At 37.5% G+C, this 14,105-nt stretch carries 14 protein-coding genes and 1 pseudogene; 14 read left to right on the top strand and 1 reads right to left on the bottom strand.

Translation table 11 applies throughout. From position 1 onward, the window contains the following. Positions 1–108 precede the first annotated feature (108 nt). The gene (locus IGL48_RS09800; RefSeq protein ID WP_002356756.1) at positions 109–384 is read right to left on the bottom strand and encodes an acylphosphatase; all 276 of its coding nucleotides are present in this window, start codon (positions 382–384) and stop codon (positions 109–111) included. Between the two features lie 106 nt (positions 385–490). Here IGL48_RS09800 and IGL48_RS09795 point away from each other — a divergent pair, with 106 nt between their 5' ends. The 14 genes and pseudogenes from IGL48_RS09795 (at position 491) to IGL48_RS09730 (ending at position 13,980) form a co-directional block, all read left to right on the top strand. Beyond that, a complete protein-coding gene (locus tag IGL48_RS09795; RefSeq protein WP_002356757.1) occupies positions 491–1,267 on the top strand; it encodes a TrmH family RNA methyltransferase in 777 nt (258 codons plus the stop codon). A gap of 19 nt (positions 1,268–1,286) precedes the next feature. Next, positions 1,287–1,724 (top strand): GNAT family N-acetyltransferase, encoded by a 438-nt coding sequence (locus IGL48_RS09790; protein WP_010815202.1) that lies wholly within the window; start codon positions 1,287–1,289, stop codon positions 1,722–1,724. Between the two features lie 183 nt (positions 1,725–1,907). Continuing rightward, complete coding sequence (gene rpsB, locus IGL48_RS09785) at positions 1,908–2,693, top strand: 30S ribosomal protein S2 (RefSeq protein ID WP_002356759.1); 786 nt, start codon at positions 1,908–1,910, stop codon at positions 2,691–2,693. Positions 2,694–2,798: 105 nt separating this feature from the next. Next, positions 2,799–3,680 (top strand): translation elongation factor Ts, encoded by an 882-nt coding sequence (gene tsf, locus IGL48_RS09780; protein ID WP_002356760.1) that lies wholly within the window; start codon positions 2,799–2,801, stop codon positions 3,678–3,680. 260 nt (positions 3,681–3,940) lie between these two features. Next, the gene (gene pyrH / locus IGL48_RS09775; protein ID WP_002356761.1) at positions 3,941–4,663 is read left to right on the top strand and encodes a UMP kinase; all 723 of its coding nucleotides are present in this window, start codon (positions 3,941–3,943) and stop codon (positions 4,661–4,663) included. A 3-nt stretch (positions 4,664–4,666) separates the two neighbouring features. Next, a complete protein-coding gene (frr, locus tag IGL48_RS09770; protein WP_002384235.1) occupies positions 4,667–5,224 on the top strand; it encodes a ribosome recycling factor in 558 nt (185 codons plus the stop codon). A 370-nt stretch (positions 5,225–5,594) separates the two neighbouring features. Beyond that, complete coding sequence (sufC, locus tag IGL48_RS09765) at positions 5,595–6,365, top strand: Fe-S cluster assembly ATPase SufC (RefSeq protein ID WP_002356763.1); 771 nt, start codon at positions 5,595–5,597, stop codon at positions 6,363–6,365. A gap of 14 nt (positions 6,366–6,379) precedes the next feature. Next, positions 6,380–7,666: a Fe-S cluster assembly protein SufD gene (gene sufD, locus IGL48_RS09760; protein WP_002368983.1), complete on the top strand. Its 1,287-nt coding sequence runs from the start codon at positions 6,380–6,382 to the stop codon at positions 7,664–7,666. Beyond that, the gene (locus tag IGL48_RS09755) at positions 7,663–8,898 is read left to right on the top strand and encodes a cysteine desulfurase (RefSeq protein WP_002372178.1); all 1,236 of its coding nucleotides are present in this window, start codon (positions 7,663–7,665) and stop codon (positions 8,896–8,898) included. The genes sufD and IGL48_RS09755 overlap by 4 nt, the downstream gene beginning before the upstream one ends. Then, entirely contained in the window at positions 8,885–9,352 is a 468-nt protein-coding gene (gene sufU, locus IGL48_RS09750) for a Fe-S cluster assembly sulfur transfer protein SufU (RefSeq protein WP_002356768.1), read from the top strand. Before IGL48_RS09755 ends, sufU begins: the two co-directional genes overlap by 14 nt. 18 nt (positions 9,353–9,370) lie before the next feature. After that, the gene (sufB, locus tag IGL48_RS09745) at positions 9,371–10,765 is read left to right on the top strand and encodes a Fe-S cluster assembly protein SufB (protein WP_002356769.1); all 1,395 of its coding nucleotides are present in this window, start codon (positions 9,371–9,373) and stop codon (positions 10,763–10,765) included. A 601-nt stretch (positions 10,766–11,366) separates the two neighbouring features. Next, positions 11,367–11,951: pseudogene (locus IGL48_RS09740) on the top strand (recombinase family protein). 140 nt (positions 11,952–12,091) lie between these two features. Next, positions 12,092–12,802, top strand: a complete 711-nt coding sequence (locus IGL48_RS09735) for a DUF5986 family protein (protein WP_002384237.1) — start codon at positions 12,092–12,094, stop codon at positions 12,800–12,802. 11 nt (positions 12,803–12,813) lie between these two features. Next, a complete protein-coding gene (locus IGL48_RS09730; protein ID WP_010815201.1) occupies positions 12,814–13,980 on the top strand; it encodes a helix-turn-helix domain-containing protein in 1,167 nt (388 codons plus the stop codon). Positions 13,981–14,105 lie beyond the last annotated feature (125 nt).

The raw sequence follows: 14,105 nt of genomic DNA, 5'->3' as shown, positions 1-14,105 counted from the left end.
CTTTTTCAATCAAAATCGAAAAGAAGCTCTTACAAAAATCAATAAAAAGCAGGAACTACTTGCTGTTCAAGGCTTCTTTCCAAAGAAATCAATCGTTAGAAAGTAAGTTTATTGAATCACTTTAAATTGTTCCGTTTCTTCTAACAAAGGGTCTTCTTGAATATCAACATACGTTACACGTCCCGCTGGACTGGGGGAATCTTTGATTTTTTTGATAAATGTTTCCATTATGTCTTCAGGTGCAATTGCTGTGATTGAAACGGACCCGTCGTCTTCGTTCTTCACCGAACCAGTGACACCTAATTGATCTGCCACCATTTTTGTCATGTAGCGGAAGCCAACACCTTGGACACGTCCTTGTACATTCATTCTTAGTTTTTCCATGAGAGACACTTCCTTTGCTTTTTTCTTTATGATAGCGATTTTTCTTGGTTCTAGCAAGTATCCAAGCAAGCTAGAAGCATGCTATAATACAAAGGCGAGGTGACTTATGAAAGAAATTACATCAACGAAAAATAACCAATTAAAAGAATGGAAAAAATTACACAAAAAGAAGTACCGAGAAGAACTGAACCAATATATAATAGAAGGATTTCATTTAGTTGAAGAAGCTGTGAAGGCCAATGCCGATGTCCAGTGGATTTTGTTTAACCAAAGAGGTCAACAAGAATGGGGAACTTGGTTAGCTGAACAAGAAACAGAAAAATTAATTTTTGTAAGTGATGAGGTTTTAAATAGCTTGTCGGAGTTGCCAACTTCACAAGGGATTTTGGCAATTGTCACCTTGGAAACGCAACAAGAGCAGTCGCTTTCTTTTAAAGGTGGTTGGTTACTTTTAGATAATATCCAAGACCCTGGTAATGTTGGTACGATGATTCGCACAGCTGATGCAGCAGGTTTAGCAGGCGTGATTTTAGGTAAGGGCACAGCAGATATTTACAATACAAAAGTGTTGCGCTCAATGCAGGGAAGCCACTATCATTTACCAGTTCTCCAACGAGAGTTGACTGAAGTGGTTCAGGCATTCAAGAAGCAAGGTCTACCAGTTTTCGGTACAGAACTAAATGAAGCTGCGATTGCTTATTATGAACAAGAGGCAGTGGAAAATTATGCGTTGATTTTAGGCAATGAAGGTAGCGGGGTTTCGCCAGAATTGTTAGCAGAAACCACGAAAAATCTTTATATTCCAATGAAAGGTCAAGCGGAATCATTGAATGTCGCTATCGCAGCAGGCGTGTTAATGTTTTATTTTGAAAATAATCAATAACAGAAACGAGTGTCAAAAAATGCTGACTATCAAAAAGACAACCCAGTTAACAGAAAAAGAATTAGAAACCATTATGGCTATTTGGCTGCAAACGAATCTAGAAGCTCATCCATTTGTCGCACCAACTTATTGGCAAGAAAATAAGGCATTTGTCCGCGCTGCGTTACCAAAAGCAACACTGATCTTAGCAGAAGAAGAGGGTCAGATAATTGGGTTTTTAGGCTTAATGGATAACTATATCGCAGGAATTTTTATAAAAAAAGTGTTTCAAGGGAAGGGCATCGGTCAGAAATTACTGCAAGTAGCAAAAGAAGAACAGGACATCTTATCTTTGGCTGTTTACAGGGAAAATCAAGCAGCGTACGCCTTTTATCAAAAACAAGGCTTTGTCCAACAAAAGCGAACCATCGATGAAACAGGAAACGAAGAATGTCATCTTGTTTGGCAAGCGCAGTAGGAGCGACATTTCTAGTTTTAAGGCTTGCTATTTTTCTGAAAATATCTTATACTGTTAAAGGTGTGATTTTCACACACGAAATCCACATTCTTTTCCATCTGCGAAGTGGTGCTACTACGGTAGTTCTTCAAGGAGTTGACGAAAAGAAGAGGAAAATAAAAACCAAACTGGAGGAAACACAACATGGCAGTAATTTCTATGAAACAATTACTAGAAGCCGGCGTACACTTTGGTCACCAAACTCGTCGCTGGAACCCAAAAATGAAGAAATATATCTTCACAGAAAGAAACGGTATCTACATCATTGACTTACAAAAAACAGTGAAATTAGTAGATGCAGCTTACGATTACATGAAAAACGTTGCAGAAGAAGGCGGCGTTGCTTTATTCGTAGGAACTAAAAAACAAGCACAAGAAGCAATCAAAGATGAAGCAATCCGCGCTGGTCAATACTATGTAAACCATCGTTGGTTAGGTGGTACGTTAACTAACTGGGATACAATCCAAAAACGTATTGCTCGCTTGAAAAAAATCAATGCAATGGAAGAAGACGGCACTTTCGAAGTTTTACCTAAGAAAGAAGTTGCTGGCTTAAACAAAGAACGTGAACGTTTAGAAAAATTCTTAGGTGGTATCGCTGATATGCCAAGAATTCCAGATGTAATGTACATCGTTGACCCACGTAAAGAACGCATTGCTGTTCAAGAAGCACACAAATTAAACATTCCAATCGTTGCAATGGTTGATACAAACTGTGATCCTGATGAGATCGATGTTGTAATCCCTTCAAATGATGATGCAATCCGCGCCGTGAAATTAATCACTGCTAAAATGGCTGATGCTTTCATCGAAGGTAACCAAGGGGAAGACCAAGCAACTGAAGAGTTATTCGTTGAAGAAACACCAGAAGCAACTTCAATCGAAGAAATCGTTGATGTTGTTGAAGGAAACAACGAATCAGCTGAATAATAATGATTACGGAGCTGTCTCAAAGGCTAGGCGACAAAAAGCCTGATTCTCCTTTGAGATAGCTTTTTTAAAAAGAATTGATAATATCCGAGGAGGACACAAATAATGGCAGACGTTACAGCTAAAATGGTAAAAGAATTACGCGATATGACTGGCGTTGGAATGATGGACGCTAAAAAAGCATTAGTAAAAGTAGAAGGCGACATGGAAAAAGCCGTAGACTTTTTACGTGAAAATGGTATGGCTAAAGCAGCGAAGAAAAATGACCGCATTGCGGCTGAAGGTTTAGCAAACGTAGCAACTGTAGGTAACGTTGCAGCAATCGTTGAAGTAAACTCAGAAACTGACTTCGTTTCTAAAAACGAAATGTTCCAAGATTTAGTTAAAGATATTGCGACTAAAGTTGCTGAAAACAAACCAGCTACGATGGAAGAAGCAATGGCTATTAAAACTGAAAAAGGCACAATCGAATCTGATTTAATCGAAGCAACAACTGTTATCGGTGAAAAAATCAGCTTCCGTCGTTTTGAAGTTGTCGAAAAAGCTGACAATGCTGCATTTGGCGCTTACTTACACATGGGTGGCCGTATTGCTGTATTAACAGTTATCGATGGCACAACTGACGAAGAAGTAGCGAAAGATGTTGCTATGCACATCGCGGCAATCAACCCTCGCTATGTCAATGAATCTCAAATTCCTCAAGAAGAATTAGAACACGAAAAAGCTGTGTTAACTGAACAAGCATTAAACGAAGGTAAACCAGCAAATATCGTTGAAAAAATGGTTGTTGGTCGTCTACAAAAATTCAAAGCAGAAATCGCTTTGGTTGACCAACCATTTGTTAAAGATCCAGATATGACTGTCGAAAAATTTGTTGCTTCTAAAGGCGGCGAAGTGAAATCATTCGTACGTTTTGAAGTTGGCGAAGGTATCGAAAAACGTGAAGATAACTTTGCGGATGAAGTAATGAGCCAAATGAAAAACTAAGAGCATCAAACGCTCGGTTGAAAAGCCGTGAATCATAAGTATCTAAACAGACAGCGATCCCCAAAGGAAGCTGCATAAATTGATTACTGCTTGATTCAAGGCAGTCTTTCAGCCATTTGGGAACGCATAACTTTGATATGCGCTCCCTTTTTTTAGGCAAAACCAGTGGATCGCACTGCTTGGTCTAAAAAATCATTTTGGTGAAAAGTCATCTAAATGAGGAATTGAATGATTTTTAGAGAATCTTGGAGGGAATTATGATGGTTAAACCTAAGTATCAACGTGTCGTATTAAAGTTAAGTGGAGAAGCGCTAGCCGGAGAAGACGGTTTTGGCATTAAACCACCAGTCATTAAAGAAATCGTCCAAGAAATTAAAGAGGTCCATGAATTAGGTATCGAAATGGCCATCGTGGTTGGCGGCGGGAACATCTGGCGTGGACAAATTGGTGCTCAAATGGGCATGGAACGTGCACAAGCAGATTATATGGGCATGTTAGCTACTGTGATGAATGCCTTAGCATTGCAAGATACATTAGAAAATCTTGGTGTGCCTACACGTGTTCAAACATCAATTGAAATGCGTCAAATTGCAGAACCATACATTCGTCGTCGTGCAGAACGTCATTTAGAAAAAGGCCGCGTTGTTATTTTTGCCGGAGGAACAGGAAATCCTTACTTCTCGACAGATACAACGGCTGCGTTACGAGCTGCAGAAGTAGATGCGGACGTCATCTTAATGGCGAAGAACAATGTTGATGGTGTTTATTCTGCGGATCCACGTGTGGATGAAACAGCGACAAAATTTGAAGAACTAACACATTTAGATGTTATTTCTAAAGGGCTGCAAGTAATGGATTCAACAGCAAGCTCATTAAGTATGGATAACGATATTCCTTTAGTTGTCTTTAACCTAAATGAAGCAGGAAATATCCGTCGTGCCATCCTTGGTGAAAATATCGGAACAACTGTAAGGGGGAAATAAAGAATGTCTAAAGAAGTTTTAGCAACAGCCAAAGAAAAAATGACAAAAGCGGAAGAAAGCTTACGCCGTGAATTAGGTCAAATTCGTGCTGGTCGTGCGAACGCAAGTCTATTAGACCGTATTCAAGTAGAATATTATGGTGCACCAACACCAGTTAACCAATTAGCAAGTATCAATATCCCAGAAGCACGTGTATTAATGATTACACCGTTTGACAAAAATTCTATCGCTGACATTGAAAAAGCTATTCAAATGAGTGATATCGGCATTAGTCCAACCAATGATGGAAATGTCATCCGTTTAGTGATTCCACAATTAACGGAAGAACGTCGGAAAGAATTAGCCAAAGACGTGAAAAAAGAAGCGGAAAACTCAAAAGTTGCTGTCCGTAACGTTCGTCGTGATGCAATGGATGAGTTGAAAAAAGCTCAAAAAAATAGCGACATCACTGAAGATGAATTACGTTCATTTGAAAAAGATGTTCAAAAATTAACAGACGATAGCATCAAAAATATCGATGCGATTACTGCTGAAAAAGAACAAGAACTTTTAGAAGTATAAAACCAATCACTAATAAAAATTATTGAATCCAGAGAAGCAAATGCTCTGGATTTTTTTTGTATAGATGAGAAAGGCGTATCTCAACGCTCTCTTTGTGAAAGTTATTCTAAAGTAATTATCCAAGAAAACGCTTTCTTTAATAAATTTTTTTATTCTACCAGAATTTTTTTCTTTGTGTAGGGACGATCACTTAAAAATATAGAGAAACTTTGAAATATCAGCCTTTTAAAATTTTTCTTCACAAATTGAATCCTAAAATTTGATGATAAGAGTTGTTATTTTTAGCAATTGTAATTTGCGATTCATTCTCAATTAGGCTAAAATGAGTGAGAACGGAAAAACGATTAAAACAAGTTGGAGGGAATTGTACATGTCTGTGTTAGAAATCAAAAATTTACACGTATCAATTGAAGATAAAAAGATTCTAAAAGGGGTCGATTTAACAATTAATACTGGAGAAATCCATGCAATTATGGGACCTAATGGGACTGGTAAATCTACTTTATCAGCAGCAATTATGGGAAATCCTAACTATGAAGTCACAGAAGGAGAAATTCTATTTGACGGCGTCAACGTTTTAGATTTAGAAGTAGACGAACGCGCTCGCCTAGGCTTATTCTTAGCAATGCAATACCCAAGTGAAATTCCAGGGATTACCAATGCTGAATTCATGCGTGCAGCAATCAATGCAAAACGTGACGAAGACAACAAAATGTCAGTCATGCAGTTCTTAAAAAAATTAGATAGCAAAATGGAATTATTAAATATGCCTGAAGAAATGGCTGAGCGTTACTTAAACGAAGGGTTTTCTGGCGGCGAGAAAAAACGAAATGAAATTTTACAATTATTGATGTTAGAGCCAACGTTTGCCATTTTAGATGAAATTGATTCAGGCTTAGATATCGATGCGTTAAAAGTAGTTTCTAAAGGGGTTAATGAAATGCGCGGCGAGAACTTTGGTGCGTTAATTATTACCCATTATCAACGCTTATTGAACTATATCACGCCAGATGTTGTTCATATCATGATGGAAGGCCGCGTTGTGAAAACCGGTGGGGCTGACTTGGCAAAACGTTTAGAAACAGAAGGCTATGCTGGTATCAGCCAAGAATTAGGTATTGATTACAAAGAAGAAGCGTAAGGAGGACAAGATAAATGAAAAAAGTAAATCTAATGGATTATCTTGACGAAGTCACCGCTTTTTCACTAGAACATGAAGAACCAGCTTGGATGACTGAATTGCGAACAACGGCTTTAAAAAACGCTGACGAAAGTGAGTTACCACATATTGATCGTGTGAAATTTCATCGTTGGCCTTTATTAAATGTTCACATGGAAAGTTATGTGCCTTCTGAAGGAAATGTCGCAAGTTTTGATCAAATGAAAGACAATCCTTTAATTGTTCAACAAGGATCTTTTCATGCTTTTGAGCAATTGCCAGCCTCATTAGCGGAACAAGGGGTAATTTTTACAGACATTTTTACTGCTTTACAAGAGCACCCAGAATTAGTTAAAGAATACTATATGACTAAAGCCGTATTACCAGAAGAAGATAAGCTGACAGCAGCTCATGCAGCTTTCATGAATAGTGGCGTTTTCTTATACGTTCCTAAAAACGTAGTGATTGAAGAGCCCATTGAATCTTTGTTTATTCAGGATTCAGATAGCAACCAACCTTTCTTTAAACATGTTTTAATCGTTGCAGATAATCATAGTGAATTCAGTTATTTAGAACGTTTTCAATCCACTGGTCATCACGCAGAGAAAGCTTCTGGAAATATTGTTGTGGAAGTGATTGCGAAAGATGGCGCAAAAGTTAAATACTCAGCCGTGGATCAATTAGGGCAAACTGTAACGACTTATATGAATCGTCGTGGCTATATTATGCGGGATGCCTCTGTTGATTGGGCTCTAGGCGTCATGAATGATGGCGATGTTGTGGCTGATTTTGATTCTGATTTAGTTGGCGAAGGCGCTCATTCAGAAGTTAAAGTCGTTGCAATTAGTGCAGGTAAACAAACACAAGGCATCGACACACGAGTGACAAACAAAGCGCCACATTCGATTGGTCATATTTTACAACATGGAGTCATTCGTGAACGTGGTACTTTAACGTTTAACGGAATTGGCCACATTTTAAAAGGCGCAAAAGGAGCCGACGCACAGCAAGAAAGTCGTGTTTTAATGCTGTCTGATAAAGCTCGTGGTGATGCCAATCCAATTCTTTTAATTGATGAAAATGAAGTGACTGCCGGACACGCAGCCAGCGTTGGTCGAGTAGATCCAGAAGAAATGTATTATTTAATGAGCCGCGGCTTGCGTAAAGAAGAAGCGGAACGTTTGGTGATTCGTGGCTTCCTAGGTTCTGTCATTACAGCAATTCCAGTTAAAGAAGTACAAAATGAATTTGTAGAAGTAATTGAAGGGAAGTTAAACGCATGATGGATGCAGCAACCATTCGTCAATCGTTCCCTATTTTATTTCAAGAAGTTAATGATGAACCGCTAGTTTATTTAGACAATGCTGCGACAACCCAAAAACCAACGGCGGTGTTAGATGTTTTACGACATTATTATGAAACCGATAATGCCAATGTTCATCGTGGGGTGCACACGTTAGCCGAACGAGCAACGAAGGACTATGAAGCCTCCCGCGAAAAGGTTCGCCAATTTATCCATGCCAAAGAAACAGCGGAAGTTTTATTTACACGAGGAACAACAACCAGTTTGAATTGGATTGCCAAAAGTTATGGTGACTTGGCAGTTACAGCCGGGGATGAAATCGTCATATCTTACATGGAACATCATTCAAACATTATTCCCTGGCAACAATTAGCCCAACGTACAGGAGCCATTTTGAAGTATATAGACGTCACTGAAGACGGCTTTTTAGACATGGCAAGTGCACGTCAACAAATTACAGAAAAAACGAAAATTGTTTCGATTGCTCATGTTTCAAATGTGTTAGGGGTCATTAATCCAATCGAAGAATTAACACAATTAGCTCATCAAAATGGCGCTGTGATGGTGGTAGACGGCGCGCAAGCAGTTCCTCATATGCCTGTGGACGTTCAAGCCATCGATGCTGATTTTTATGCATTTAGTGGTCACAAAATGTGTGGACCAACTGGAATTGGTGTCCTTTATGGCAAACGTCATTTATTGGAACAAATGGAACCTGTGGAATTTGGTGGCGAAATGATTGACTTTGTTCATCTTCAAGAAAGTACTTGGAAAGAGCTTCCATGGAAATTTGAAGCTGGCACACCTAATATTGCTGGGGCAATTGCCTTAGGTGCCGCCATTGATTATTTAACAGAAATTGGTTTGGAGGCCATTCATCAACATGAAGCAGCCCTTGTTCACTATGTTTTGCCGAAGTTGCAAGCTATCGAGGGCTTGACGATTTATGGTCCACAGAATCCAAAAGACCACACAGGTGTGATTGCTTTTAATATTGAAGGTTTACATCCACATGATGTGGCTACGGCGTTAGATATGGAAGGGGTCGCTGTCAGAGCGGGTCACCATTGCGCGCAACCGTTATTAAACTATTTGAGCGTGCCAGCAACCGCACGGGCAAGTTTTTATTTATACAATACCAAAGAAGACGCAGATCGCTTAGTTGAAGCGATTAAAGCGACAAAGGAGTTTTTCCAGCATGGCACTTTCTAAATTAGATAACTTATATCGCCAAGTCATTTTGGACCATTCTAGCCACCCACATCACCACGGAACGCTAGATGCGTCTAGCCAAACAATTGAACTGAATAATCCTACTTGTGGAGATGTGATTGAACTGGATGTGGCCATTGAAGACGGTGTGATTAAAGATATCGCCTTTCAAGGAAGTGGCTGTTCCATCAGTACCGCAAGTGCTAGTATGATGACTGATGCGGTCTTAGGAAAAACAATCGCCGAAGCAACGGCCTTAGCAGAGGATTTCTCTCAACTTGTTCAAGGAAATGAAGTGGCCGAAGATGAAAAATTAGGCGATGCAGCAATGTTAAGCGGCGTAGCTAAATTTCCAGCTCGGATCAAATGTGCAACCCTGGCTTGGAAAGCCTTAGAGCAGGCTGTTGCTAATAACGGCCAAGGCGAAGCTGGTCATTTACATTGTGAAAAATAAAGAAAGGGTGACGACGAATTGAGTACAGTACCTGAATTAGAAGAATATAAATTTGGCTTTCACGACGATGTGGAACCAGTCTTTAGTACCGGAGACGGCCTAACAGAAGACGTCGTTCGCGAAATTTCTCGCGTGAAAGGCGAACCAGAATGGATGCTTGACTTCCGTTTAAAATCGTTAGAACAATTCAATAAAATGCCCATGCAAGAATGGGGTCCAGACCTGTCAGATATTGACTTTAGTAAAATTAAATATTACCAAAAACCGAGTGACAAACCTGCACGCGATTGGGATGATGTACCTGATAAAATCAAAGAAACCTTTGAAAAAATTGGGATTCCCGAAGCTGAGCGTGCTTATCTAGCTGGGGCTTCTGCTCAATATGAATCAGAAGTTGTTTACCACAACATGAAAGAAGAATTTGAAAAATTAGGCATCATTTTTACAGATACTGACTCTGCTTTAAAAGAATATCCTGACTTATTCAAAGAGTATTTTTCAAAACTTGTGCCGCCAACAGATAATAAACTGGCCGCTTTAAACTCAGCTGTTTGGTCAGGTGGAACCTTTATTTATGTACCAAAAGGCGTTCGAGTTGATGTACCATTACAAACATATTTCCGAATCAACGCTGAAAATACCGGCCAATTTGAACGGACCTTGATTATTGTCGATGAAGGGGCCAGCGTTCACTATGTTGAAGGTTGTACGGCACCCACGTATTCAAGTAACAGCTTGCATGCGGCCATCGTAGAAATTTTCACTAGAAAAGATGCTTATTGTCGTTATACCACTATTCAAAACTGGTCAGATAACGTCTACAACTTAGTAACCAAACGTGCTAAAGCTTACGAAGGTGCCACTGTCGAATGGATTGATGGGAACTTAGGAGCTAAAACAACCATGAAATACCCAAGCGTTTACTTAGATGGCAAAGGTGCCCGTGGCACGATGTTATCGATTGCCTTTGCTGGCGCTAACCAAATCCAAGATACTGGGGCCAAAATGATTCACAATGCGCCGAATACCTCTAGCTCAATTGTTTCAAAATCAATTGCTAAAGACGGCGGCGAAGTTAACTACCGTGGCCAAGTGACTTTTGGAAAAGACAGCGCAGGCTCGATTTCCCACATCGAATGCGATACGATTATCATGGACGAAAAATCAAAATCAGATACGATTCCGTTTAATGAAATCCATAACAGCCAAGTGTCCTTAGAACACGAAGCCAAAGTTTCAAAAATTTCTGAAGAACAATTATATTATCTAATGAGTCGCGGCTTATCTGAAGCCGAAGCGACAGAAATGATTGTTATGGGCTTTGTTGAACCATTTACGAAAGAATTACCGATGGAATATGCGGTTGAGTTGAATCGGTTGATTAGTTATGAGATGGAAGGCAGTGTGGGTTAAACCTATAATAGAATCTCTGAATGTTGATATAACAGCATTCGGAGTTTTTTATTTTGCCTGAAAATCTATCTAACTATGTTGATAGATACGATTTGAAAATTTGTATACTTAGCAAATTTGTTAAATATAGGGAAATCTTTTGGTTGTGTGATAATTATTTGTACATAAAGTGTTTTAAAAGGAGCCGTTGGAATTATTGCAGATAAGTTGACAATTAAGTTTAGTGATTACAATGATAGTAATGTTCTTAGAAAATTTTCACCTGCGATTGCTTATTACTACCAGACCAGATACATAAAAAGAGCCACAAGGAGTTTTTTCTATAATTCACTTAATGTAATCCCAGAACAAGAAGTTTTAACATACGATATGTCTTATGGGTTGATACAAACACCCTATGTTTTAGGAATTAATCAAAAAATTTACCTAAACTTTTAGGGAGAGAAATGAAGGGGGATTTCATTAGAAAATGATTTATAGATTCTTTAGTTGATCAGAAACATAATAGTTTTTTACCAACTATTTGTTTGTTGATTTGTCAATCTTGATAGATGTTCATTAACTTAGGTCAAAAAATAATTAAGATAAGAAGTAATATTTTATGATTTATGGATATGTGAGAGTAAGTACGACAGCTCAGTCATTAGGGCAGCAACTGGAACAATTTAAACAAGTTGGCGTGTTTGAAGAAAATATGTATAAAGAAAAATTTATAGGAATGAAAATAAATTGTCCCGAATTTACCAAGTTATTATCAATTCTGAAGGATAACGATACAGTTGTAGTCACGAAGCTGGAGCGTTTTACAATGAATACTAAAGAAGCATTAGAAGTGATTGAACCGCTGCTAGAACGAAATATTACAATTAAGAATCTTAATCTCGGTACCATTGAAAATACATCTATTGGTCGGATGTTAATGCGTACAATTTTGTCAGTAGCTGAAATGTAGCGTGACCTGATCGTAGAGTGCACACAGGAGGGTAAAGCATTTGCTAAGAGAAATAAATCCGAACTGCCGAGAAGGACGCCCTAAAGCAAAATAACAGATGATAAAAGACATGCTTATGAATTACTGAAATCAGGATTAAGTTATAAAGAGGTTTCTAAAAGGAGCAGATTGAGTGTGAGCACGATACAGAGGGTGAAGAGAAGTATTGAGTTCGATTTAGAAGAAGAAAAATAGATTTTTTGCTGAACTTTACTTAATAGATAAAATCGGAAGGTTGACAAAATCGATGGTAATCTCCTTTTTCGATCGATATTTGAAAAAAATCTCCTTGTGTGTTAAAGTAGGTATATCTTATATTGAAGGAGTGTTATTGATTGGAAGAGAATTTGAAGGTTGCTATTGTTGAACAAATTTATCATGGCTATGAAAACGAGTTAAAGGAGATTGTTAATAAATATAATATAGACTATAAGAGCCGAAACTTAAATTTCGGTAAGTTAAAGAGAGCGGATAATTTGAAAAAAATTATTGATACTCAATTGGCTGAAAGATTTCAATTCATTGATAAACGCTCAGTTATTTTCATTGATAAGATGGAAAAGGTTATGTATGCATTTATGTCTGAAGATAACAAAAATCAGCTAATGAGAAAGTTTCATAAGGAAAGAGGATTGACATATCTCACAAGTGTAATATTGTTAAAGAATCCATCACCAGAAGAAGAGCATGATAAATATGGACAACTCTTTGATCCGACTGAATACACTATCGATCGATTTAGTTCAGATCTTTATGGGGAAGCTTCAGAAAAAGCAAATAAAATATTAGAGCAATTTGGTGAATATATAGAGAAAGTTTGTATAATTACAAGAGATAACTCTATTGGAGATACTCCCAAGATTACTATGTATGAATTATCTGATGGCTGTGAAATATTATATAGTGAAGATTGGAGTAAATTTATTCCATCAGATTACATTATTGCTGCTAGTGATTCAGAAATAGAAGGTAACGGAAGAGCTGAATTAAAAAATAGAAAAAACAAGCATGTTAAACTTAAAGGTAGAAAAAGAAAAGCCGAATAGAGGTAATGACAGTGTCAATACAACACCAATTTAATGGTCAAAGATTGAAAGAAGCAAGAATGTATAGAGGGATGACTCTAGAGGAACTTAAAGAGAAAATTGGTGTATCTAAACAGATGATTTCAAAATATGAACAGAACATTTCTGCACCAACTCCTGAAATATTATTTTCTTTGCTGCAAGCATTGAGATTCCCAAAAGAATTTTTTTATTCTTCGAATAAACAGAACTTTGCATATGGAAACTCGTATTTCCGATCACTTTTAAGTACTTCAAAAAAGGATAAACAATATCAATTGTCGAGAGTTGAAAATATTGTTAGTCTTAGGAGCTTTTTAGAGGAAACAGTAGAATTTCCAGAATTTGAGTTACCTGATTTGAGTGATATAGAGGGTTTGGAAGAAAAAGCTGGCTTGTTGAGAAATCTATGGAATTTAGGAGAAGCTCCTATTGAAAATGCCGTAGAACTTTTAGAAAGTAAAGGATTTGTAATTTCAGATTTAACGTTTTCGAGTGAAAAGATAGATGCTTTTAGCCAAAGAGTCACAGTGGAATTTCAAAATGGAGTAAAGAATTATTATGTTATTGTTTTAGGTAGTAATAAAAAGTCTTTTTACAGAAGGCAATTTGATGTCATACACGAATTGGCGCATTTCATTCAACATGAAGACATTGATAATATTGAAGATGAAAACAATGATGTATATAAGAAAATAGAAAGAGAAGCGGACTCGTTAGCAGGGTACTTTCTACTTCCTAAAAAAGCGTTTAGTATTGACGTCTCTAAGGATCCTTTAAACTTAAACCATTATAGAGAATTGAAGGTGAAATGGAAAGTATCTATTGCATCAATGATTTATAGGGCAAAGCAGCTAGAAATAATAACACAAGATGAGTTTGTGAGACTTTATAAGAATTTGAGTAAAAGAGGATGGAGAAAAGTAGAACCTTTGGATGAAATTATGCCGATAGCCATGCCAGAGGCTTTTGAAGAGGCGTTAGAGTTATTGTTTGAAGAAAAAATATATACTCCCAAATCATTTGTTGATGAATATTCGAATATTTCCGGTAAATATTTAACATATCAAGAAATTGAAGAACTGCTTTGCTTGGATGAGGGATTCTTTTCAAAGTATCAGCAAAACAATGCTAAGATTGTATCTTTAAAGAAAGGCTAGTTATTGTATTTATGACTAGTCTTTTTTGTATGGAAAAACTATTTTTGAACTAAAAGGGAAGTTATTATTGATGCAATTGTGATATCATTAGTTATATCAAGTAAAGAATATATTTGAGATTTTCT

This window comes from Enterococcus sp. DIV1090 (assembly GCF_050537975.1).
GTDB classification, from domain to species: Bacteria; Bacillota; Bacilli; order Lactobacillales; family Enterococcaceae; genus Enterococcus; species Enterococcus faecalis.
The sequence above is the reverse complement of the archived record's forward strand: the minus strand, read 5'-3'. Positions and strand labels throughout refer to the sequence as shown.

Excerpts from the sequence above, each read along its gene's own strand:
- IGL48_RS09800 (WP_002356756.1), bottom strand. The coding sequence starts at position 384 with ATGGAAAAACTAAGAATGAATGTACAAGGACGTGTCCAAGGTGTTGGC.
- IGL48_RS09795 (WP_002356757.1), top strand. The coding sequence starts at position 491 with ATGAAAGAAATTACATCAACGAAAAATAACCAATTAAAAGAATGGAAA.
- IGL48_RS09790 (WP_010815202.1), top strand. The coding sequence starts at position 1,287 with ATGCTGACTATCAAAAAGACAACCCAGTTAACAGAAAAAGAATTAGAA.
- rpsB (WP_002356759.1), top strand. The coding sequence starts at position 1,908 with ATGGCAGTAATTTCTATGAAACAATTACTAGAAGCCGGCGTACACTTT.
- tsf (WP_002356760.1), top strand. The coding sequence starts at position 2,799 with ATGGCAGACGTTACAGCTAAAATGGTAAAAGAATTACGCGATATGACT.
- pyrH (WP_002356761.1), top strand. The coding sequence starts at position 3,941 with ATGGTTAAACCTAAGTATCAACGTGTCGTATTAAAGTTAAGTGGAGAA.
- frr (WP_002384235.1), top strand. The coding sequence starts at position 4,667 with ATGTCTAAAGAAGTTTTAGCAACAGCCAAAGAAAAAATGACAAAAGCG.
- sufC (WP_002356763.1), top strand. The coding sequence starts at position 5,595 with ATGTCTGTGTTAGAAATCAAAAATTTACACGTATCAATTGAAGATAAA.
- sufD (WP_002368983.1), top strand. The coding sequence starts at position 6,380 with ATGAAAAAAGTAAATCTAATGGATTATCTTGACGAAGTCACCGCTTTT.
- IGL48_RS09755 (WP_002372178.1), top strand. The coding sequence starts at position 7,663 with ATGATGGATGCAGCAACCATTCGTCAATCGTTCCCTATTTTATTTCAA.
- sufU (WP_002356768.1), top strand. The coding sequence starts at position 8,885 with ATGGCACTTTCTAAATTAGATAACTTATATCGCCAAGTCATTTTGGAC.